This is a genomic window from Vreelandella neptunia (assembly GCF_000712975.1).
GTDB lineage: Bacteria > Pseudomonadota > Gammaproteobacteria > Pseudomonadales > Halomonadaceae > Vreelandella > Vreelandella qaidamensis.
The window spans coordinates 195,451-216,366 of sequence record NZ_JHQL01000006.1; the positions used below are offsets into that span (position 1 = coordinate 195,451).

Genomic DNA, 20,916 nt, shown 5'->3' on the forward strand with positions numbered 1-20,916 from the left:
GCAGAAAACGTTAAGGAATAGACACTGGCTACCCATGTCATTATACGGTCCGCGAGTAGCGATTTTCCTTCGGCGTCAGGTAAGCATCAAACGCCATGGCGAGATTGCGGATCATTAACCGGCCCGCCGGCAACACCTCGATTTCATCGTTGCGCAAGGCAATCAAGCCATCGTCGGCCATCTCTTCCAGGTCCTTCAATGCCTTGGCGAAGTAACTGCCAAACTCAATGCCGTGGCGAGCCTCGATAGCAGCGAACTCAAGATGGCCGTGACACATCAGGGTATTGATGACATCACGACGTAGGATGTCGTCATCGCTGAGGCGATAGCCACGGAAGACCGGTAAACGCCCCTCGTCCAGTCGGTGCTGGTACTGGGCCGTCTCTTTCACGTTTTGACTGTAGGTATCCCCCACCTTGCCGATGGAGGTGATGCCTAACCCAATCATGTCGCAGTCGGCGTGGGTCGAATAGCCCTGAAAGTTACGCTGCAACGTGCCATTTTCACGGGCCACGCTCAGCTCGTCATCCGGCAGAGCGAAGTGGTCCATACCGATGTAGACGTAACCAGCAGCGGTCAGGCGATTGATCGTTAGTTCCAACAGCTCCAGCTTGCGCTCTGGCGGCGGCATATCCTCAGGGCGGATCAATCGCTGAGCCTTGAACAATTCTGGTAAATGAGCGTAGCTATAAGCGGCTATGCGATCTGGCTGTAGGTCAATAATCTTGCTCAGCGTGGTATCAAAACTGGCCACCGTCTGTAGCGGTAGGCCATAGATCAAATCCACACTGACTGATTCAAAGCCAGCGTCACGGGCGGCCTTAACCAGCGAGACCACCTGCTCTTCACTCTGCACGCGGTTGACCGCTTGCTGCACCTCGTGATCGAAATCCTGCACACCGAAGCTCAACCGATTGAACCCTAGTGCGAACAGTTCATACACCTGCTCGGGGGTTACTGTGCGCGGGTCTACTTCTAGCGAAAACTCGCGCTCTTCAGGCGCGGCAAAATGAAAGGCATCATCCAATGTCGCCATCAACTCGCCCAACTGAGCGTTACTCAGATAAGTGGGCGTGCCGCCCCCTAGGTGAAGCTGCGTCATTCGTCGCGTGCTATCGAACAGCGCTCCTTGAACGCTAATCTCCTGCCTTAGCCACTGAAGATACTCCGCTGCCCGCTCGGTGTTATGAGTAATGATTTTATTGCAGGCGCAGTAGTAGCACAGGCTTTTGCAGAACGGGATATGTACATAAACCGACAGTGGCTTTGGTTCTTCAGCCTGATTACTGCGCTCGGCGGCGCTGCGGTAGTCATCCTCGGCAAACGCCGCATGAAACTGTGGCGCCGTCGGGTAGGAGGTGTAGCGGGGTCCTGGCCGGTCATACTTTTCTACCAGGGGGCGGTTGAACAACGGCTCGTCTTGCATAATTAACGGGGTCTCTAGCGGTAGGCGCAGCAAGCGCTGGTTAATATTCATACAGTATACGTTTTTAAAAAAACCTGCATCCATCGCATGGCCCTGCGGCGTTCCGTCCCCTTTGAAAGCCTTCTCATAATGACCTGAGTCAAAGGGAGGCAAACAATAGGCGACTACTATGCTCAGGTTTTCATCTTAAGGAGTCTTCGCAATGGAGCTTGTATGCCCTGCTGGCAACTTGCCCGCCTTGAAGCGTGCGGTGGATGAAGGAGCCGATGCCGTTTACTTCGGTTTTCAAAATGCGACGAACGCGCGCCAGTTTGCTGGGCTAAATTTCACCGACAAGCGCGCCCGCGAAGGGATCGACTACGCCCATCAACGCGGCAAACGAATACTTTGCGCGATTAACACCTACCCCCAACCCGATGGCTGGCAACAGTGGACCCGCGCCGTGGATCAGGCGGCCGACCTAGGCGTCGATGCTTTAATTTTAGCCGATATGGGGCTACTTGATTACGCCGCCCAGCGCCACCCTAACGTGGCTCGTCACCTGTCGGTACAAGGGTCGGCCACCAGCCATGAAGCACTACGTTTCTACCATGACCACTTTGGCATCACGCGTGCCGTATTGCCCCGAGTGTTATCTATCACCCAGGTACGTGACTTAGCCAAGCAAACGCCAGTGGAACTCGAAGTGTTTGCCTTTGGTAGCTTATGCATTATGGCGGAAGGCCGCTGCTACCTCTCTTCCTACCTCACCGGCGATTCACCCAACACGCGAGGAGTCTGCTCACCTGCGGCGCATGTTCGCTGGGAAGAGACGCCCCAAGGTCTAGAATCGCGGCTTAACAATGTGCTTATTGACCGCTACGCGGAAGGTGAACGCGCAGGCTACCCCACCCTGTGCAAAGGCCGCTTTGAGGTGGGCGGTGAGACCTATCACGCCATTGAAGAACCCACTAGCCTCAACACCCTGGAACTGTTGCCCGAATTGCGTGAACTGGGTATTAGCGCAGTTAAAATTGAAGGCCGCCAGCGCAGTCCCGCGTATGTGTCTAAAGTAGCCGGCATTTGGCGTCAGGCACTGGACCGTCTTGAAGATGCGCCTGGACGCTTTCAACCAGAACATGCCTGGATGGCTGGCCTTGCCGAGCTTTCCGAAGGTGCTACCACTACCTTAGGCGCCTACGAGCGACGCTGGAAATAGGAGCTCTCCATGTCTACCCCGACTCTGCAACTGTCCCTGGGCCCGGTACTGTTCTACTGGACACGAGAGCGCTACGCCAATTTCTACCGCGAAGCAGCCGACTGGCCGGTGGAGATCGTTACCCTAGGCGAGACCGTCTGCTCCAGGCGTCGCGATATGAAACTGGACGACTGGCTTGGCATTGGGCGCGAGCTTACCCAAGCGGGCAAGCAAGTGGTGCTCGCCAGCCAAACATTGATTGAATCTGAGGCCGATTTGCGCGACTTGCGCAAGCTCTGCGACAACGGCGACTTCATCGTGGAAGCCAACGACCAAAGCGCCTTACAACGCCTTTCGTGTGCTGGGCTACCGTTTATCGCTGGGGCTGCGCTGAATCTTTATAACCCCGCAACGCTAGGCGTTATGAAGCGCACCGGGATGCAGCGCTGGCAAGCACCGGTAGAAATGTCTAAAAAGGACTTGGCCCAGCTGATCGCCGACTGCCATCAGGCAGGTGTCAGCCAGCCCTGCGAGGTGTTTGCCTACGGCCACTTGCCACTCGCCTGGTCATCACGCTGTTTTACCGCGCGACGCCATCAAACGCCCAAAGATCGCTGCAAATTTGTTTGCCAAAAGTATCCTGAAGGCTTAGTACTACGTTCCCAAGAGTCTCGCGATGTTTTCACCCTCAACGGCATACAAACCCTCTCAAGCGCCTGTCAGGATCTTCGTTACGAACTACCGGACATGGCCGCCATGGGCGTCTCAGTAGCACGCCTTAGCCCCCGGGCGGAAGGTATGGCAGAGATAGTCAAGGCCTTCGACCAAGCCCGCCAAAATAGGCTGCCTCCCCCTGACCCATTAAGCGTGGTGGATGCAGAGATCTGCGACGGCTACTGGTATGGCCGACCAGGCATGGACAATACCCGCACCGTCGCTAGCTAACGCAACGGAAAAGCGCCATCAGGCCAAGGTCGCTTTTCCGTTTAAATGGCCTTGCCGTATGGCAGGGCCACCCGACATTTCACCTCAACAAGATTGCAACCTACTGAACATTCATACAACATACTCTTTATCAGCTTGACTACTCTCGGAGCCACGTAACCTCCATGCAGCTCACTCGATTTACTGATTATTCAATACGCGTATTGATCTTTCTTGCCGCTAAGGGAGAAGAGCGCTCCACCATTCATGAAATTGCCGACACCTTTCAAATTTCGCGCAATCATTTGATGAAAATCGTTCAGGAGCTTAGCCAGAAACACTACGTCACGGCTATTCGTGGCAAAAATGGCGGTTTACTGTTAACGCGTGACCCCGCCACTATTGGTCTGGGAGAGCTGGTGCGCGAGATGGAGCATGGCATGGCGTTAGTCGAGTGCTTTCATAGCGATAATGCCTGCATCATTACTCCCGCCTGTCGTCTTCAACCGATTCTTAAAGAGGCATTATCCGCGTTTCTAGACGTCCTCGACCGCTATACGCTGGCTGACCTGCTGGGCAACCAGCAACCTGAACTGGCGCGTCTTATGCGTATTCCTACCCTCAGCGCTTAGTCCTTCAAAACCAGTCCTTCAAAACCAGCCTTTGAAAACCTAGCCCTCCTGCCCATCGACCCGCGCCCGCATTAACGGCAACGTGTAGTGCGCCAGAAAGATAACGTAGGCCACACACCAGAAGGTGATGCTTAGCGTATAAGTCCAGTGGGTGATCTGGGGAAACAGCGCCAACACAGGGGAGCACATAACGGCCGCTATTAGCATTAACCCTAGCGCTACGCCAATGCCCGGCAAGGTGCGTATTGGCCGACCGGTATGGCCGAGTGACACCCGAGCCATCATGGCTAGCATCATGACGCCCATTCCCCCAATGCTCAGGGCATGAATCGCAAGTTCAGTGCGTATTAGCCCCATCAGTGCTAACACCCACATGACAAGCCCCAATGGGATGAAGGCATAGCTGCCATGCAATCCCCATAGCAACGGTTCGCGCCAGCTATGCAGCCCACCCCAGCGTGCCATCCGTAGCGTGTTCGCCAAGGCCGCGAAGAGCATTGTTCCACCCATGAATGCAACAGGAACGGCAACACCTAGCAAGATGGCCAGTTGCAAGAGTACAACACCGCCGGTACTGCCCAGGGTAGCCACTTCAAGTAGTGGAATAGGCGCTGGTTTGGGGCGCTTGAGACGATTAGCAGTAAACATGGCAATGACCCGCCCGCCCACTAAGGTCATCATCAATGTGATCAACAGCACCGCTAAGTAGGCAGCCTGGCGAATCATCTCGGGATCGCCGTTGATCACCCCCACGTGCATCGCCAGATTCGCCATCGCAAATAGCATAAGCACGGGGACAAAAATTAAATTACGCCAACGTTTTGCGGTCACCACTAGCGTCGCCATAACGATAGCAACGACGGGAAGAAAGGCGAGGTCGACGATCACTATCAGCCACCTCGGTAACGCTACAGAAAAGACTATCGGAAAGGCCATTAGCAGCCTACCTAACAGCCATAACACCACTAACGCGATCAACGGGCCGCCTTTTAAGCTCGGTAACCCGGTCCAGTTGCGCACAGCGGTCAAGAGAAAACCTGCAACCACTGCTGCCGCAAAGCCGAATAGCATTTCATGTTGATGCCAAAAAATCAGCCCGCCGTAGGGGCGTAACAACATATTGCCGTGCCAAAAAGCTAACCACACCAGCAGAGATAGCACGCTAAACAGCGCGGCCAGTAGGAAGAAAGGACGAAACGCCAGTCGCACCAAGGGGAGCTGCTTACACGTGGAGGCTGGCTGGGATGAGGTAATCGTTGGCATGGCAGAATCCCGACTGAATTACTTGGAAATAGCATTGTGCGCTTTGCAATCTTCAAAAACCATGACAGGTATCAAAAATGCATCTTTTGGCGACACAGGTGGCATTTATCCCTTCCAGACCTTAAGATGCATTTATAAAGCATCTTAAAGAAAAGAGGTATTACCCGTGCTAACACTTGAACAGGAAAAGCTGATTAATGCGACGGCGCCCGTAGTTGCAGAACATCTGGACGCCATTACTCAGCATTTTTATCCGTTAATGTTTACCCGCTACCCTGAGGTCAAACCGCTCTTTAATGAGACTCATCAGCAAAGCGGAGGCCAGCCACGCGCCTTAGCTAACGCGGTATTGGCCTATGTAAAACTACGCAATAACCCTGCTCAAGCACGCGCCACGTTGGCCGTTGTGGTCAGTAAACATGTTTCTTTGGGTATTCTTCCAGAGCAGTACCCCATTGTGGGTGAATGCTTATTAGCAGCCATTGGTGATGTCCTTGGCGATGCCGTTACCCCCGCCATTGCCGATGCGTGGGGAGCACTTTATAACGAACTCGCCGCTCTTTTAATCGATCTTGAAGACCAGCGTTACCGTGAGTTCGAGCAACGACCCGGCGGCTGGCGGGGCACACGCCGGTTTAAGATTGCCAGCACCCAGCAGGAGAGCATCTTAATCCGCTCGTTTATTCTGGAACCCGAAGATGGTGGCAGCGTGGCTGACCATGAGCCTGGCCAATATATCGGTGTGCGCCTGACCATCAACGGTGAACAGGTCTATCGCCATTACAGCCTATCGGATATTCCCAATGGTCGGAGTTATCGCATCTCGATTAAACGCGAAGCAGAGGGGCAAGCCAGCCGTCATTTCCACGATGTCCTGCAACTAGGCGATAGCCTAGAGCTGCTTCCCCCCGCAGGTGATTTGACGCTGGTAGAAGGTGACGAACCGCTGCTGCTTGCCAGCGGAGGCGTCGGTCAAACACCCCTGCTACCCATAGCACGCCATGCGCTGGCGCTAGGGCGTCAGGTTGTCTATTTACACGCTGCCCTAGACGCCGATCACCACGCTTTCAATGGCGAGCTTGACGCTTTAAAAGCGGCCTACCCCCAACGTTTTCAGGCGGTCACTATTCATGAACGCGGAAACCGTGCCGATCATAACGGACGTATTGACCGCTCCTTATTAGCCGACTACCTGCCTGGGCCTATGGCGCGCTGCTATTTTGTTGGCCCCCAGGGTTTCATGACCGCCATTAATAGTGCGCTGGCTGAGCTGGGCATTAGCGCAGACCGCCGCCACTTTGAGCACTTCGGCCCCTCACGTCCCCTCGACGCGGCTTGATAACAAGTGGCCTTGGCGAAGGACCGAGGCCACCTATTAAACATCCAGCGAGGCTGGAGACGATGACATTATGCCCTGCGCGCAAACCTCTCTAGCCCTATTAACACCTCCCCCAAGCGCCCTTGGGCGAAACTCTCTTCACGTCCATCAAGTAGGTTCTTCAGCGTCAGTCCCAGCTCCGTATCACCTTCAATGACTAAACGGCGCTGAAAAAACAGGCTATCGGGGTCTTCGCGACGCGTCGCCAGACACAAAAATTCGCGCCAGCCCCCACGAATAGTTGCCTCGCCAAGTTCACGGCACACGACCAAACGCTGGGCTTCCAGCGTCAAGCTGAGCGCTATCCCTAAATCGGCAATGGCTAGCGTAATACGCCGCCCTTCTAAAACATCGAACTCCCCTTCTTGAAGAGGCTCAGCAAACGTATGGTTAAGTAAAGACTCGACCACACGCTGCTTGATAATAAAAGGCACCTTCGGATCAAGAAGACGAATCAAATGTTCAAGGTTTATCGGTAGCGGCAGCACTGCAGATGGCCTTGGAACAGCAAACGGTAGCAATGACACTAAACGCACTCCTACATAAAGGAATCAATGGCGAACACCACAGGGGTCTATGTAAACGACCGAGTTCGATGCTAAGCACTGTGAGGGCGCTTAACCCTGATATGCATCAGGAGAGGCGCGGATAACGTCACGCTAACCAGGAAAGTGGGCTGTGGCGAATAGCGGCCCCCACCATATAGGCAAATAAAACGATAGCTACCAGGGCGGCAACCGCGCGCGTTTGGGGTGTTTTCCCACGTTTAATCGCAAAGGTACCAATACCGATATACGCCAGTAATGCCAGCAGTTTGGCGCCAAGCCAAGGAAGCTGCCAGGGCCATATAGAGAGCAGCATGAGTAAGGTGACCCCCAGCCCCAACAGAGCAGTATCGATGAGATGGGGCAGCACCCTAACCCAGCGCGCGTTGAGCCGAGGGCTTTCTCGCACTGACCACCATGCGCGCACGACAAAAAGCGTAATACTCAACATCGCAGCCGTGACATGCAGATGCTTGATGACAAAATAGTGCTCCACGGAACATCCTCAGCCAACGTTAACGGCATCGCCCTGATGATCGAAAGCAATGAACGAGGTAATGTTGCCCATTTGTAACGACTCGGTCATTCGCTGAAGCTGACGTTCAACGTCGGCTTCAGCGGCAGGGTCGTCCATGGCCGCCGCAAATACCAAATCCCATTCAAACCCAGTACGCCGAGACTCCTCAACCAACGCCGCCATACTGCTCAATTCATCTATCGACTTGTCCACGCAGACGACAGGCACCAGCACACCGCCCTCGCCCTGTTCGAAACGGCGACGCTGTTCAGCATCAGGAAAATCGGGCAGCTCAGCGTGAACGAACACAAATAGCAACCGCTGGGGCTTCGCTTGCTGACGCGCTTCTTGCAGTAGATCGGAAAATGTCGTTATGGTCATAAAAAGCGCCTTATCGTTAGTTGGTTAAATGAGTTGATGGCATTATTCAGGTGACTCGACAAACAGCCATAACAGCAGCATTATCATGATTAATGGAATGAGCAGGCTCAGAGGTGCGGCCCGCCAACCATAGGCTTGAACCACTAAGGGTTCCATGCGTAAAGAAAATCCCACGCCTGCCGCGATGGCCAGGAAGAGTCCTATTAATAAGCATTTCAGGCAGCCAGGCATCCAACCGTTGGCATGGGCGATGCCAGTGGCAATAACAGCACCTCCCACCCCTAACCCCCCTCCTACCAGCAGAAATTCACCAGGTTGATTGGCCACCCCAAACCCAATGAGCACTAGCGCCAGCCCCAACAGCAGCCATTGCATCAGGCGGCACGTGCTGTTGCGGCGAGCCAACCGCCATGCAGGCCAGGCCAATAGGGCACCGCTACCCAGCGGTAACAGCACGTAGACAGGATGAATAGCGAGCAGGGTATACAGTGTCCAGCTGGCTACCGCTAACGCGCTGGCCAGCGGCATCAATAGCATGGCTACCAGCATCTGGTAGCCATTGACTGGCTCTTTTGATGTCTTCAGTGACGAAGGTGGCGTAGGTGAAAGCATGGTGTTTCCCGGCGAGGGTATGAAGACATCAGAAGACGTGCCAGAATTGTCGTTAAATGCCGGGTTTAGGTCAAAAAGCATCGGAGGTAGACGGGCTAACCCCAAAGTAATAGCCCCCATATCGAGAGCCAGTCAATGCCACACTTTTCTAGCACTTGTGCGTTTTCGAAACCGTCATGAAATTACTGCAACGCTCCCTCGTAGCTCGCATTATTGCGTCTCTGTTAGCAATTAGCGGGATGGCACTAATTAGCATCACCCTAACCATGGCAATGTCCAACAGTACCCGTGGCGATGCTGCTGCCATTAACGTTGCCGGGTCTTTACGCATGAACGCCTACCAGATTATGGGAGCATTGCAGCGCGTTGAGTATGGCCCACAAGAGACGAATGAAGAGCGGCTCAACAGCGTAGAACAGCTCGAAACTTTAGTGGCCCGTTTCGATCAGCGGTTATACAGCGCCGCGTTGGAACAAAGCATCCCCCTTGATGAGCACCATGAGGCTCGTCATCAGCTAGAAAAAATTCAGACCTACTGGCAACGCACGCTTAGCCCTGCTCTTGAAGATGCTCCTACTGGTGATGGTATCGCGTTGGATGCTTTCCATAGCATGATCGCCACCCTAGTCAGCGACATTGAGATCCTCGTAACGCAGCTTGAGAACAGCACCGAAGCGAAGGTAAGGCTGCTGGGCTTGATGCAAGTGCTCTTTCTTGTGTTGATCGCCATTGTGGTGTTGATTTCACTTTACGACGTTCGCCACAATTTGGTGTTGCCATTGCGTCAGCTGATGGTGCTCGCCAGGGAGGCAGCACAACGTAACTTTACACCGCGCTCGCAGATTCGCGGCAGCGACGAGCTGGCTTTACTTGGCGACACCTTCAACACGATGTCTGCTGAGTTGGCCTCTAGCTATGCCGCGCTGGAAGACAAGGTATCGCGCAAGAAGCTGGAGCTTGAGCGCAGCAACCAGGCGATGCGGGTGATGCATGATGCCAGTCGTTCACTTTATGGTGGCGGTAATGACCTGTGTTCCAGCGCAGCGCCTATGCTACGTGAATTAGAAGAACTGCTGACGCTTGGGCCGATACGACTATCTCTGAACGACCCTTTTGATCAGCGGGAAATGCCCGTTTTAGAAACCCATTCACGCACTCGGCCAGAGTATTGTCGCGATCAACATTGCCATGCTTGTCTGATTGACCCCCGCCCGCTAGAGATCATGGCCAGCGACCAAGCACAATGCTTGCTGTTACCTATCAGCGTAGGTGACACGCTGCTAGGCACTCTGGAAGTGTGGTATCCAAACGAACGCCTCAACGATAGTACGCGTCGGCTGCTCACTATTTTAGCCGACCAGCTCGCCACGGCAGTGTACCTTCAGCGACGCATCGAAGAGGAGCAGCATGTCACGCTGATTAACGAACGAACCATCATCGCCCGAGAGCTGCACGACTCATTGGCTCAGTCGTTATCGTACCTCAAGATGCAGGTCGCTCGACTCGAACGCATGCAGCAAAAAGATGCCACAAAAGAGGCTCAAGCAGCCGTGTTTGATGAACTACGTGTCGGCTTAAACAGCGCCTATCGCCAACTGCGTGAACTGCTAACTACCTTCAGGCTTAAGCTTGAAGGGCCAGGCCTTCAATCTGCCTTGCGTCAAACCGTTGATGAATTTACCCAGCGAATGGGGGCGACCGTAGAACTGAACTACGATGTACCGCCTTATTTACTGAACCCCAATGAAGATATTCACGTGCTGCAAATCATTCGTGAAGCGCTGGCCAATACTCATAAGCATGCCCAAGCTCATTGGGCGGCGGTTACCGTGCGCTTTGCCGATGCTCAGCTGCTTGTACGTGTTGAAGATGACGGTATCGGGCTGGAAGACGATAGCTCGCCACCGATGCACTATGGGTTGGTGATTATACGTGACCGAGCGACCACCCTGAATGGAGAACTAAGCATTGCTAACCGCCCCACCGGGGGGATCCGCATAGAGCTTGTCTTTACCCCATTAACTGCTCGCTTGATCCAACAGCAGCCCACTGCGGCTGACTCCGACTCTCATTTTGGTACTGGGGCTTCATAATGACGCTGACAACCGCTAACGATTCACCTGCCAGTCTGCTGATCATCGATGACCATCCACTGCTACGCCGTGGCGTAGCTCAGCTGCTAGAGCTTGAAGATGACCTTGAGTTAGTTGGCGAAACAGGCAACCCTGAAGAGGGCATTGCGCTGGCGCTTTCCATGGAACCCGACCTGGTATTACTGGATTTAAACATGCCGGGCGTGAACGGGTTAGAGGCTTTACGCCGCCTACGAGAAGCTAACTACAGCGGCCGAGTGGTAATGTTTACTGTTTCTGATCACGAAGACGATGTTGTCTCTGCGCTACGCACCGGAGCAGACGGCTATCTACTAAAAGATATGGAACCAGAAGACATGGTTCGCCAACTGCGCCAAGCAGCCCTAGGACGTATGGTGATTAGTGAAAGCCTAACCGCATTGCTGGCCGAAGCGCTGCGTAATCAACGCAATGCGCCCACTACCCCCGACGTTCACAGCCTGACGCAGCGCGAACGAGAAATTCTCCAGCAACTGGCGGGCGGGTTATCTAATAAGCTCATCGCACGCAAATTGGATATTACCGAAGGAACCGTCAAGGTCCACGTTAAGCATCTACTCAAAAAGCTTAACCTACGCTCTCGTGTCGAAGCCGCTGTTTGGGCAGTGCAAGAAGGACTGGATCACTAGCCGACTCTGAGTGGTTACCTCCAAAGACTTCTTGGGTACTTTTACACTGTTTTAATTTTACCCCCTCTGATTTTTTCTCTTTAAAATCAATTAGCTTATCTCTCTCAGCGACTACCTCTCAAGTGGTATGCCGCTGATTTTCGAGCCTTTTCCCCTGGTTTCCCTACTCTCCTCTCAGGCGTATCTTGCCGGTTAATAGCTGTTTGCAGAAAGGTTTAATGCCAAGGGGAAACCGCCATGAGCAAAAGAAACGCCGACATTGAGAAGTGGGATGTCGAGGACGCCCACTTCTGGGAACAAACAGGCAAACGGGTCGCTAACCGCAACCTGTGGATATCCATCCCTAGCCTGCTGATGGGCTTTGCTGTCTGGATGATGTGGGGAATGATCACCACTCAAATGCAAAACCTCGGTTTTACATTTACGATTAATCAACTTTTTTCCCTAACGGCGCTTGCCGGACTTGCTGGTGCCACACTGCGTATTCCAGCGTCGTTTATGATCCGTATTGCTGGCGGGCGTAACACCATTTTCTTAACGACCGCCCTATTGATGATCCCTGCCGCGGGTACTGGGCTTGCACTTATGAACCCAGGCACGCCGTTCTGGGTATTCCAAGCCTTGGCACTACTCTCTGGCATCGGGGGCGGTAACTTTGCTTGCTCAATGAGCAATATTTCTACCTTCTACCCCAGTAAGCAGCAAGGCTATGCCCTGGGTATGAATGCGGGGCTAGGCAATTTTGGCGTTACCACCATGCAGATCGTCATCCCGCTGGTAATGACCGTTGGTATTTTCGGCGCTCTTGCTGGTGCTCCGCTAGAGCTGCAAAGCGCCAGTGGCACCTTAATTGGCCGCATCGAAGCAGGTACCGACACATGGATTCAGAATGCTGGCTTTATCTGGCTCGTATTCCTGATTCCTTTAGCGTTCGCCGGCTGGTTTGGAATGAATAACCTGCGCACCATTACCCCCAACCCCGGCTCTCCGCTGGCGGCTTTCAGTAAAATATTAGGGCTCTATGGCGTAGGTTTAGTGACTGCGATCATCGGCATGCTGGCTCTCGGTTGGCTTAATATGTGGATTGCTCTGCCGCTAACCATTGTGCTAACTCTGGTGTTGCTGCGCCTGATTCCAGGCGACATTAAGCCCAATATTCAGAAGCAGTTCGCGATATTTTCCAATAAGCACACCTGGTCAATGACGGTTCTCTACATCCTGACCTTCGGCTCTTTTATTGGCTTCTCTGCGGCACTGCCCCTCTCTATTAACGTTATCTTCGGCAATATGATGGAAGTGGCCGCCGATGGCTCACTCACCCGCGTAGCCAATCCAGAGGCCCCCAGCGCCTTAACATGGGCTTGGATAGGCCCCTTTGTAGGTGCACTGATACGCCCGTTGGGCGGTTGGATTTCCGACAAGGTGGGCGGCTCAATCGTCACCCAACTTATCTCTGCGGTTATGGTGGTCGCCTCTATGGCCACCGGCTATGTGATGATGCTGGCCTATAACGCCACTGACCCCAACCAATTCTTCTGGATATTCCTTCTGCTGTTCATTGTGCTATTCGCCGCCAGCGGTATTGGCAATGGTTCAACCTTCCGCAGCATAGGCGTGATTTTCGACCAACAACAGAAAGGCCCGGTACTGGGGTGGACCTCTGCCGTTGCCGCCTATGGCGCTTTCATCGCCCCTCGGGTCATGGGCGAACAAATTCAAGCCGGCACACCGGAACTGGCTATGTATGGTTTCGCGGCCTTCTACGCGATTTGCCTTGTTATTAACTGGTGGTTCTACCTGCGCAAGGGTGCCTACGTTAAAAACCCCTGACCTATGTTCAGAACCCCTAATCTTTACGCCCGGCGCTAAGCGCCGGGTCTTGATCCCCTACCCCACTGCGGGAGGACACCATGAAAATCATGATCGCCTACGACGGTTCGCGAAACGCTAAGCTGGCGCTTGCTCAAGTCGTCAATATGTTCCGCTGTAACCAACCCCTGCTGGTACTCGTCGGTGTCGTTGAAAACCCTCTCGACGCTACCGACAACAACGAAACGCTCTTTCAACAAGAGCGTGACGAGCTTAAACAGCACCTTCAAGAAGGCGTGACATTCGCTACCGGCGAGGGTTTCGAAGCAGAGCTGCTGCTAGCCGAGGGAGATGCCCGCAAGATGCTGCTGCAAGCAACTCAGAAACTCTCGCCAGACCTGCTGGTGATTGCCCGTCATAGCCATCAACCAGACGGTGGCATCATCGCCAAGTCGTTGACGTATTTTGTCGATGAACTCGACTACATGACGTTCGGCAGTGTCAGCTCTTTCCTGGCTCGACGCGCCGAATGTCCTTTATTGATCCTGCCCAGTCCTTGAGCAGCCCTAAACCACCCTTGGGACACAGGATGAGACGCCCATGAAAGTTTCCTCTGTATTCAAGTTTCGCAGCCCTGAAATCCGGGCTTTGCACCTGACCTGGATCGCCTTTTTTATTACCTTTTACGTGTGGTTCAACATGGCGCCGCTGGCGTCGAGTATGCTCAAGAGCGTCGACTGGCTGACCCCGGACGACCTCAAGCTATTCGCCATTTGCAACGTCGCGTTGACCATCCCTGCGCGTATTATTGTTGGCATGGCATTGGACCGCTTCGGTCCGCGTCGCGTGTTTTCAGTGCTAATGGTGACAATGTCGATACCGGCACTGGCATTCGCCTTCGGGGATAGCATGACCCAGCTACTGGTCGCCCGCTTAGTGCTGAGTTCGATCGGTGCCAGCTTCGTGGTAGGTATCCATATGACCGCGCTGTGGTTCAAGCCCAAGGACATCGGCTTTGCCGAGGGCTTTTACGCTGGCTGGGGCAATTTTGGTTCCGCAGTAGCGGCCATGTCGCTCCCGACCATTGCTCTAAGCATGTACGGCGGGCCCGATGGCTGGCGTTGGGCAATTGCTCAAAGTGCCATCGTGATGGCGGCTTACGGCGTCTATTACTGGTTCGCGATCACTGATGGTCCTGATGCCAGCTCCCATCGCAAACCACGTAAAACGGCAGCCATGGAAGTGAGCTCTTGGGCCGATATGATCAAGCTGATCATCTGGACCATTCCACTCGTTGGCGTACTCGCCATTTTGGTGTGGCGTATCCAGTACATGGGCTACTTATCGGTCACTGGCGCCACCATCGCCTACCTCGTTATCGTCGCGATTGTGATCTACCAAATTGTACAAATTCTGCGGGTTAACCTGCCAATTTTGCGCAAGGGAGTACCTGAAGATGATAAGTACTCCTTCAATAGTGTGGCTGCGCTTAACAGCACTTACTTTGCAAACTTCGGCGCGGAGCTGGCAGTCGTATCCATGCTACCTATGTTCTTTGAGGAGACTTGGGGACTCAATGCCGCCACGGCTGGCCTGATCGCAGCATCGTTTGCGTTCGTCAATCTTGTGGCTAGGCCCATGGGCGGTATGGTGTCTGACCGCATGGGTAACCGGCGTTTTGTGATGCTGTGCTACATGTTCGGCATTAGCGTAGGTTTCTTAATGATGGCATTGCTCAATTCAAGCTGGCCGTTGATTCTGGCCATTGCAGTGACCATCGGCACGTCGATTTTCGTGCAGGGAGCTGAAGGAGCGACGTTCGGTATTATTCCCTCCATCAAACGCCGCATCACAGGGCAAATTTCAGGCATGGCAGGTGCCTACGGCAACGTGGGTGCTGTGGTGTACCTGACTATCTTTACATTTGTCACCCCCTCGCAGTTCTTCTACATCATCGCTGCTGGCGCGTTCATTAGCTGGGTGATTTGCCTAGTGTGGCTCAAGGAGCCTGAAGGGGCCTTCGACGACGAGTACTATGTTTCTTCTGTCGACAGAGATATCGAAACGCAATCTCTCAAGAACAGTAAGACCTAAAGAACAGTAAGACCTAAAGAACAGTAAGATCTAAAGAACAGGAAAATCTATAGAACAGGAAAATCTCAACGTTCATCAATCCTGTCACTAACGCACACAACCCGGGCCTAGGCCCGGGTTGTGTGTTTATGTACATACGCAAATGGCGAGTATTGCGGGGAACCGCTACTGAGGATCGGTAATGTCCTCAATCCAAGTCAAGGCTGCCACAGCGGCCGGAAACCCAGCCGTAGGAATCGCCAACATGGCGACTTGTTTAAGCTCTTCAGAGCTTAAACCCTCCTCCAGGGCACGGCGAACATGGGAGTGGACCGCCCCTTCGGAACGGGCACCTATCGCCAGCGATAGCTTAATCAAGCGGCGGCTGCGCGCATCTAGCGGGCCAGCTTCAGCACAGGCCTTACCTAGCGCTGCATAAGCCTCCCAAATGTCAGGATACTGCTCCGCTACATCGCCCGCTGCCGAGGGTAAATCATTTTTTTTCATAGCAAATTACCTTAAAAAACAATAAATGAACCCAGAGTATAGGAGATACTAAAAAGCCTGCTGGGTACGATAGTCAGCCTTGAGAAGCGGGGTGCTTTCCGAAGGGGCTGACCCGACGTGGTACTTACTGATTCTCCCGGACATTTCTTCTGCTTGTTCATCTAGCGAGCGGCTAGCAGCGGCGACTTCTTCCACAAGCGCTGCGTTTTGCTGGGTAACCTCTTCTAACTGACCCATGGCACTATTAATTTGCTCAACACCGGCGGACTGTTCATTCGTAGCGGAAGCCATCTCTTCCATCAGCCGTGCAACCTTTTGAACACGCTCAGAAATGGTCGTCAAGGTACTGCTAGTAGACGTTACTAAGCTTTCGCCCTCGTTAATTTTAGCGATGTTGTTATCAATTAAGTGGCGTATTTGGTTCGCTTCTTCTGCACTACGGCTGGCTAGCTTGCGCACTTCACTGGCAACAACCGCAAACCCACGGCCATGCTCACCGGCACGGGCAGCTTCCACAGACGCGTTCAGCGCCAACAAATTAGTTTGAAAGGCAATATTGTCAATCGCCGCGATGATCGTGGTTACTTGGTCACTGGATTCATGGATATGCCGCATGGCTTCCTGGGCTCTTTGCGCAATGGAAGAGGCGTCTTCAGCTTCTGATGCAACCTCCTTCGTCATGCGTTGCGCTTCATGGGCATTCTCAGCGGTTTGACGAACGGTGGCGGTAATTTCTTCAAGGCTAGAAGCCGTTTGCACCAACGAGGCCGATTGCTCTTCCGTGCGCTGAGCTAAATCTTGGTTACCTTGGGCGATTTCACCACTGGCCAGCTCCACCGACTGCGCGTTGCGCTTAATTTCTCCAATGAGCGCTTCCGTATCTCCCGAAGCATCATTAAAGGCTCGGTAAAGTCGAGAAAGCTCGTCTGAACCCGGCACCGCTAGCCGCTGCGTTAAATCATTGCCGCGCGAAGAGATATTAGCCAGGGCGGCAGTTAAAGGGCGAGTCAGGGTACGCACTATTAATATCGCCATCACAACAGCCAGTATGGTGGCTAAGAGCGAGATGATAATATAACGCCACAGGGCATTTTGAGCGGCACGTTGCATGTCCGCTGTAGTTGTAATTATTCCCTCGGCTACGCTGTTCTCAAGCGCTTTCAGGCGACCTATTTTAACAGTTTGCCACTCAAACCATTCGTTAGGATCAACGTTATAACCGCCCACGTTGTACTGCTGAATAGCCAGCTCACGTCGTTCAATCAAGCGCTCAATCTCCGGGCCGCTCAAGGCATCATCAAGCTGCTTTTGAGTTTCTGCTGCAGCAAATGCGCGAAACCCAGTTAGAAAGGCAACCTCTTCACCCAATAAGGAGAGATAACGGTTCAGCATTTCAAAGCTCATACCATCCGCGCTAAACGCTGCCGATAGCATGGCACGTTCAATGCCCGCTAAATCTTTCGCTTGAAGAAGGTTAAAATACGCAGCAAGTTGACGACTGATCTCCCCCTCACTGGTTTGCTGAGCAAGTGATCCCACTAAGCTCATCAGCTGGTGGTTAATACCCGTGTAATGATTAAGTGCTAATGTCATCCCTACGGATAACTGATCGACCTCACGGCGTAATTCAGCCGTTCGCTGCCACTGTTGAATAAGTTGATCAAGCTGGCCACTGGCGGCTGTACTTAACGTTTTGCCGTCTAGTTCCTCACGCTGTTGAATAAACGCCTCAGCAGCCACATCGGTTGCGGCACGTTGCTGGCTCAAGCGCTCCCCAAACGCCTCACCTTCGCTTGCTAAATAGCCGGATGACATACCCCGTTCACGCTGCATTTCATGTATCCAATCACCGGCATGTTGTGCCAACGCTGTCATCGTTTGCAGCCGTTGCAGTTCCTTTACCGCCGCTTGCCGGTCAAGCACCCCGTTTACTGTAAACCACGCCAAGGCAAGCAGTGGTAACGTCAGTACTAGGGCAAATTTCACGTACATGGGCAAACGATTAATCAATTTTTTCATCATTTAATTTCCATAAAGCAGGCGGCACCACATAATTTATTCTTAGCATCTTATCCTCTACGCCAGCATGACAAGCAAGGAACTCATGAATGAATAGCAGCTATATCTTTCTTTTCAGGTCGCGTTACATTGAAGAGCACTCTTATGGATAACTTAAAGCGCGACATAGCCCGGTGCCCCCGCGTCGCGGTATATGGCACCTTGAAACGTGGGCAACGCAACCACCACTGGTTGGGCGGCGCAGCGCTGTTAGGTCATGACTACCTGACCGCTCTGACACTGTATGACCTTGGCCCCTACCCAGGAGCGAAGCAGAAAGCCTCCCAAGGTGCATTAGTAGAAGTCTATGCAATTAACAGCGACCAGTTGGCATTGCTTGACCAGCTAGAAGAGTATTGCCATCACGCCCCGTTAACAGGCACCTATTGCCGTGAGATCTTCCAGACCCGGCATGGCAGCGCTTGGTGCTACCTCTACAACTATGGTGTCAAAGATAAGATGCGTATCGATAATGGAGAGTGGTAAATCACTTTAGGCAATACTGTCGATGATTGTTGCTGAATAGTTTATAAGCAATTTTTTTCACATGATTAATTAAAAGTGCCTACACTGACAAGCGTAATAAATGACACGCTTCGTCAATAATATGCTGATATGACGTCCATTTAAGATTAAACTTCTTTTTATTATTCAAATATTAAAGTCTTTATTATTCAGAATCTAAGTATGAAAAAACCAACAGAAGAAGCTGTACTTTGGTCCGCGCTGTTTGAACAGTCTGGGGATGGCATGGTGGTACTCAGACAAAATGGTAGCGTGTACCGTGTGAACCAGTGTTATGCCGATATGCTCGGTTATACCGTCGAAGCGATGAAAGAACTTTATGTATGGGACTGGGATACACAATTTTCCCAGTGTGAACTACAGCAGATGTTGCTAACTGTCGATAATTCAGGCGAACATTTTAATACGCAGCAACGTCGCAAAGACGGCGCTATTATCGATGTAGAACTCAGCAACAATAGCGTTCTTTATCAGGGAGAAAACCTGATTTTCTGCATTGCTCGTGATATTACAAAACGCAAACTAACGGAAGAACGATTGCGGCATAAAGAAGAGCTGCTTCAAAGCATCGCCTCTCAGGTTCCTGGCGCACTTTATCAATACCGCATGACCCCAGAGGGTACACGCAGCTTCCCTTACTTTAGTGAAGGGGCTGTCGAGCTGGGAGGCCTTTCATTAGAGGAGCTTTATCGTTCAGGAGCAGCCCCCATTATGTCGCGCATACTTCCCGAAGATGCCGCGATGGTAGAAGCCAATATTCAAAAAACCGCCAAGCAGTTAGCGCACGCTCAGTCAGAGTTCCGCATTCTCCACGGAGATGGCTCTATTCGCTGGATAGAGAGCCGCTCGGCAGCCAAAAAGGAAGTCGATGGCTCCATTTTATGGACAGGGATACTGTTAGATATCACTCAGCGCAAGCTAGCTGAAGAGCGTGTCCGTACGATGGCGATTACTGACGGCCTTACCGGCATTACCAACCGGCAAGAGATCAGCCGTTTATTAGCGTATGAGGTAGAACGCACAGCCCGCTACGACACGCCGTTTTCACTGATTATGTACGATCTCGACCATTTCAAGCAGGTCAATGATCAATTTGGTCATAACGCGGGTGATGAGGTTTTGAAAACGGTTACAAAGCTAGTCAATGACACTATTCGCGGCATTGATCTTCATGGTCGGTGGGGAGGAGAAGAGTTCATGATAATACTGCCGCAAACCCAATTGGAGGCCGCTAAAAATATTGCTGAAAAGCTAAGGCAGGCAGTCGCTGCCTACCATTTTGAAAAAATTGGAACTGTCACCGCCAGTTTTGGTGTCGCAGAACGAGCCCCCCAAGAAAATTCCCAATTAATCGCCCAGCGAGTTGATGAAGCCCTCTATCGAGCGAAAATGCGTGGTAGAAATCGAGTTGAAACATGAAACAGAGAAAACGGTAATTTGAGGAAGACGTAAATAACATTGACGTATGGCTAACAGACATACGTCTGTTATACATATCTTATTAGCAAGCTTAACAAACGATCCGGAACTATTAACACGCTATTTAAAACGCACTACTTATATTAGCTTTTACTCTTCTTATGCTAATAACGCTATCCATGCCAGCATAGGGCAAGCCATTTGCCGTGAATGTCATAGATGGTGACAATTTTACTGTGTTAAGTCTTATTGTATTGCAAAAGGAGACCAAGCCGTCAGTACGGTGGTTTCGGGGAGTTGCATTGACATCGAAGGGTCGGGCGGCATGCTTATAGCTGCCACACTAATAAAAAAGCCGCCGTTATCTTTCGATAACAGCGGCTTTTATTGCGAGCGATAGCGCTAATAGTTAGAAACTGTAAACCGGAATAGCAGGGTCGCGCATCATTTCAGCTATCGGGCCAGGAGCAGCCACACCAACACCTTCTAACAGGTCTTCTTCGCTGTGATCGGTGTTAGGCAGGTAAATGGCGCAGACATCCACACCAACACCCTCGCCCATCAGCATTTTCAGCATACCTTCTGGCTTAACTTGCCCTGCTGGGTTGCTCGGCGGGGTATTTACTGCTTCTTCGCTTTCATAGCCATCTACGGCCAGGTCACCAGCAGCATCACACAATAAAATGTGGAGATCTGTGCCCTGCTGTCGCATAGCATTGCCTAAAATCATCGCCATCGTTTGGGTTTGCAGTGCATCACTGGTGAGAATCATTAGAGCTTTTTCGCCCTCATCACCATGGTTATCTGCAACAGCAACCAGGGGTAGCGCTAACGCGAATGCACCTGACATGAGTAATGTTTTACGCATCGTTATCTCCTTGAAGGTAGATTGCTCGTTGTTTGTCTTTC

20 protein-coding genes are annotated in these 20,916 nt (G+C 52.4%); 11 read left to right on the forward strand and 9 right to left on the reverse strand.

All coding sequences use genetic code 11. The features are described from left to right. Positions 1-40: 40 nt before the first annotated feature. Complete coding sequence (hemN, locus tag CR46_RS0116600; RefSeq protein ID WP_030074555.1) at positions 41-1,426, reverse strand: oxygen-independent coproporphyrinogen III oxidase; 1,386 nt, start codon at positions 1,424-1,426, stop codon at positions 41-43. A 202-nt stretch (positions 1,427-1,628) separates the two neighbouring features. Between hemN and ubiU the strand changes: the two genes are divergently transcribed. The 3 genes from ubiU to CR46_RS0116615 all read left to right on the forward strand — a co-directional run bounded on the left by ubiU (position 1,629) and on the right by CR46_RS0116615 (position 4,159). Further along, on the forward strand, positions 1,629-2,624 hold the full coding sequence (gene ubiU, locus CR46_RS0116605; RefSeq protein WP_030074557.1) for a ubiquinone anaerobic biosynthesis protein UbiU: 996 nt from the start codon (positions 1,629-1,631) through the stop codon (positions 2,622-2,624). Positions 2,625-2,633: 9 nt separating this feature from the next. Next, positions 2,634-3,548, forward strand: a complete 915-nt coding sequence (locus tag CR46_RS0116610) for a U32 family peptidase (protein ID WP_030074559.1) — start codon at positions 2,634-2,636, stop codon at positions 3,546-3,548. A 164-nt stretch (positions 3,549-3,712) separates the two neighbouring features. Next, positions 3,713-4,159, forward strand: a complete 447-nt coding sequence (locus CR46_RS0116615) for an Rrf2 family transcriptional regulator (protein ID WP_030074561.1) — start codon at positions 3,713-3,715, stop codon at positions 4,157-4,159. Between the two features lie 39 nt (positions 4,160-4,198). On the opposite strand, the gene CR46_RS0116620 is transcribed toward CR46_RS0116615, so the two are convergent. Then, positions 4,199-5,422, reverse strand: coding sequence for an NnrS family protein (locus tag CR46_RS0116620; protein WP_030074563.1), 1,224 nt, complete (start codon positions 5,420-5,422; stop codon positions 4,199-4,201). Between the two features lie 166 nt (positions 5,423-5,588). Between CR46_RS0116620 and hmpA the strand changes: the two genes are divergently transcribed. Continuing rightward, positions 5,589-6,761 carry an NO-inducible flavohemoprotein gene (gene hmpA / locus CR46_RS0116625; RefSeq protein ID WP_030074564.1) on the forward strand — a complete coding sequence of 391 codons (1,173 nt, stop codon included), beginning with the start codon at positions 5,589-5,591 and terminating at the stop codon, positions 6,759-6,761. A 68-nt stretch (positions 6,762-6,829) separates the two neighbouring features. Here hmpA and ubiT read toward each other — a convergent pair whose 3' ends face one another. From ubiT to CR46_RS0116645, 4 genes are all read right to left on the reverse strand, one after another. Further along, positions 6,830-7,327: a ubiquinone anaerobic biosynthesis accessory factor UbiT gene (ubiT, locus tag CR46_RS0116630; protein ID WP_051690206.1), complete on the reverse strand. Its 498-nt coding sequence runs from the start codon at positions 7,325-7,327 to the stop codon at positions 6,830-6,832. Positions 7,328-7,454: 127 nt separating this feature from the next. Continuing rightward, complete coding sequence (locus CR46_RS0116635) at positions 7,455-7,841, reverse strand: SirB2 family protein (RefSeq protein WP_030074568.1); 387 nt, start codon at positions 7,839-7,841, stop codon at positions 7,455-7,457. Positions 7,842-7,850: 9 nt separating this feature from the next. Beyond that, positions 7,851-8,243, reverse strand: a complete 393-nt coding sequence (locus tag CR46_RS0116640) for a hypothetical protein (RefSeq protein ID WP_030074571.1) — start codon at positions 8,241-8,243, stop codon at positions 7,851-7,853. A 42-nt stretch (positions 8,244-8,285) separates the two neighbouring features. Then, positions 8,286-8,855 carry a hypothetical protein gene (locus CR46_RS0116645; RefSeq protein WP_232222408.1) on the reverse strand — a complete coding sequence of 190 codons (570 nt, stop codon included), beginning with the start codon at positions 8,853-8,855 and terminating at the stop codon, positions 8,286-8,288. Between the two features lie 176 nt (positions 8,856-9,031). Here CR46_RS0116645 and CR46_RS0116650 point away from each other — a divergent pair, with 176 nt between their 5' ends. The 5 genes from CR46_RS0116650 to CR46_RS0116670 all read left to right on the forward strand — a co-directional run bounded on the left by CR46_RS0116650 (position 9,032) and on the right by CR46_RS0116670 (position 15,519). Then, positions 9,032-10,948 carry a type IV pili methyl-accepting chemotaxis transducer N-terminal domain-containing protein gene (locus CR46_RS0116650; RefSeq protein WP_030074575.1) on the forward strand — a complete coding sequence of 639 codons (1,917 nt, stop codon included), beginning with the start codon at positions 9,032-9,034 and terminating at the stop codon, positions 10,946-10,948. Then, complete coding sequence (gene narL / locus CR46_RS0116655) at positions 10,948-11,616, forward strand: two-component system response regulator NarL (protein ID WP_030074577.1); 669 nt, start codon at positions 10,948-10,950, stop codon at positions 11,614-11,616. Before CR46_RS0116650 ends, narL begins: the two co-directional genes overlap by 1 nt. Positions 11,617-11,853: 237 nt before the next feature. After that, positions 11,854-13,446, forward strand: coding sequence for an MFS transporter (locus tag CR46_RS0116660; protein WP_030074579.1), 1,593 nt, complete (start codon positions 11,854-11,856; stop codon positions 13,444-13,446). 80 nt (positions 13,447-13,526) lie between these two features. Then, entirely contained in the window at positions 13,527-13,985 is a 459-nt protein-coding gene (locus CR46_RS0116665; protein WP_030074581.1) for a universal stress protein, read from the forward strand. A gap of 40 nt (positions 13,986-14,025) precedes the next feature. Next, complete coding sequence (locus CR46_RS0116670; RefSeq protein ID WP_030074583.1) at positions 14,026-15,519, forward strand: MFS transporter; 1,494 nt, start codon at positions 14,026-14,028, stop codon at positions 15,517-15,519. A gap of 165 nt (positions 15,520-15,684) precedes the next feature. On the opposite strand, the gene CR46_RS0116675 is transcribed toward CR46_RS0116670, so the two are convergent. Both CR46_RS0116675 and CR46_RS0116680 read right to left on the reverse strand, forming a co-directional pair. Beyond that, complete coding sequence (locus CR46_RS0116675; protein ID WP_030074585.1) at positions 15,685-16,005, reverse strand: carboxymuconolactone decarboxylase family protein; 321 nt, start codon at positions 16,003-16,005, stop codon at positions 15,685-15,687. Between the two features lie 48 nt (positions 16,006-16,053). Next, a complete protein-coding gene (locus tag CR46_RS0116680) occupies positions 16,054-18,027 on the reverse strand; it encodes a methyl-accepting chemotaxis protein (protein ID WP_030074587.1) in 1,974 nt (657 codons plus the stop codon). A gap of 141 nt (positions 18,028-18,168) precedes the next feature. Between CR46_RS0116680 and CR46_RS0116685 the strand changes: the two genes are divergently transcribed. Both CR46_RS0116685 and CR46_RS0116690 read left to right on the forward strand, forming a co-directional pair. Further along, positions 18,169-18,549: a gamma-glutamylcyclotransferase family protein gene (locus tag CR46_RS0116685; protein WP_030074590.1), complete on the forward strand. Its 381-nt coding sequence runs from the start codon at positions 18,169-18,171 to the stop codon at positions 18,547-18,549. A 201-nt stretch (positions 18,550-18,750) separates the two neighbouring features. After that, on the forward strand, positions 18,751-20,007 hold the full coding sequence (locus CR46_RS0116690) for a sensor domain-containing diguanylate cyclase (protein ID WP_051690207.1): 1,257 nt from the start codon (positions 18,751-18,753) through the stop codon (positions 20,005-20,007). A gap of 409 nt (positions 20,008-20,416) precedes the next feature. Here CR46_RS0116690 and CR46_RS0116695 read toward each other — a convergent pair whose 3' ends face one another. Beyond that, positions 20,417-20,875 carry a DsrE family protein gene (locus CR46_RS0116695; RefSeq protein ID WP_030074594.1) on the reverse strand — a complete coding sequence of 153 codons (459 nt, stop codon included), beginning with the start codon at positions 20,873-20,875 and terminating at the stop codon, positions 20,417-20,419. Positions 20,876-20,916 lie beyond the last annotated feature (41 nt).

Excerpts from the sequence above, each read along its gene's own strand:
- CR46_RS0116670 (WP_030074583.1), top strand. The coding sequence starts at position 14,026 with ATGAAAGTTTCCTCTGTATTCAAGTTTCGCAGCCCTGAAATCCGGGCT.
- CR46_RS0116660 (WP_030074579.1), top strand. The coding sequence starts at position 11,854 with ATGAGCAAAAGAAACGCCGACATTGAGAAGTGGGATGTCGAGGACGCC.
- hemN (WP_030074555.1), bottom strand. The coding sequence starts at position 1,426 with ATGCAAGACGAGCCGTTGTTCAACCGCCCCCTGGTAGAAAAGTATGAC.
- CR46_RS0116640 (WP_030074571.1), bottom strand. The coding sequence starts at position 8,243 with ATGACCATAACGACATTTTCCGATCTACTGCAAGAAGCGCGTCAGCAA.
- CR46_RS0116675 (WP_030074585.1), bottom strand. The coding sequence starts at position 16,005 with ATGAAAAAAAATGATTTACCCTCGGCAGCGGGCGATGTAGCGGAGCAG.
- CR46_RS0116650 (WP_030074575.1), top strand. The coding sequence starts at position 9,032 with ATGAAATTACTGCAACGCTCCCTCGTAGCTCGCATTATTGCGTCTCTG.
- CR46_RS0116615 (WP_030074561.1), top strand. The coding sequence starts at position 3,713 with ATGCAGCTCACTCGATTTACTGATTATTCAATACGCGTATTGATCTTT.
- CR46_RS0116680 (WP_030074587.1), bottom strand. The coding sequence starts at position 18,027 with ATGATGAAAAAATTGATTAATCGTTTGCCCATGTACGTGAAATTTGCC.
- CR46_RS0116645 (WP_232222408.1), bottom strand. The coding sequence starts at position 8,855 with ATGCTTTCACCTACGCCACCTTCGTCACTGAAGACATCAAAAGAGCCA.
- CR46_RS0116690 (WP_051690207.1), top strand. The coding sequence starts at position 18,751 with ATGAAAAAACCAACAGAAGAAGCTGTACTTTGGTCCGCGCTGTTTGAA.
- CR46_RS0116695 (WP_030074594.1), bottom strand. The coding sequence starts at position 20,875 with ATGCGTAAAACATTACTCATGTCAGGTGCATTCGCGTTAGCGCTACCC.
- CR46_RS0116665 (WP_030074581.1), top strand. The coding sequence starts at position 13,527 with ATGAAAATCATGATCGCCTACGACGGTTCGCGAAACGCTAAGCTGGCG.
- CR46_RS0116610 (WP_030074559.1), top strand. The coding sequence starts at position 2,634 with ATGTCTACCCCGACTCTGCAACTGTCCCTGGGCCCGGTACTGTTCTAC.
- CR46_RS0116685 (WP_030074590.1), top strand. The coding sequence starts at position 18,169 with ATGGATAACTTAAAGCGCGACATAGCCCGGTGCCCCCGCGTCGCGGTA.
- CR46_RS0116620 (WP_030074563.1), bottom strand. The coding sequence starts at position 5,422 with ATGCCAACGATTACCTCATCCCAGCCAGCCTCCACGTGTAAGCAGCTC.
- ubiU (WP_030074557.1), top strand. The coding sequence starts at position 1,629 with ATGGAGCTTGTATGCCCTGCTGGCAACTTGCCCGCCTTGAAGCGTGCG.
- narL (WP_030074577.1), top strand. The coding sequence starts at position 10,948 with ATGACGCTGACAACCGCTAACGATTCACCTGCCAGTCTGCTGATCATC.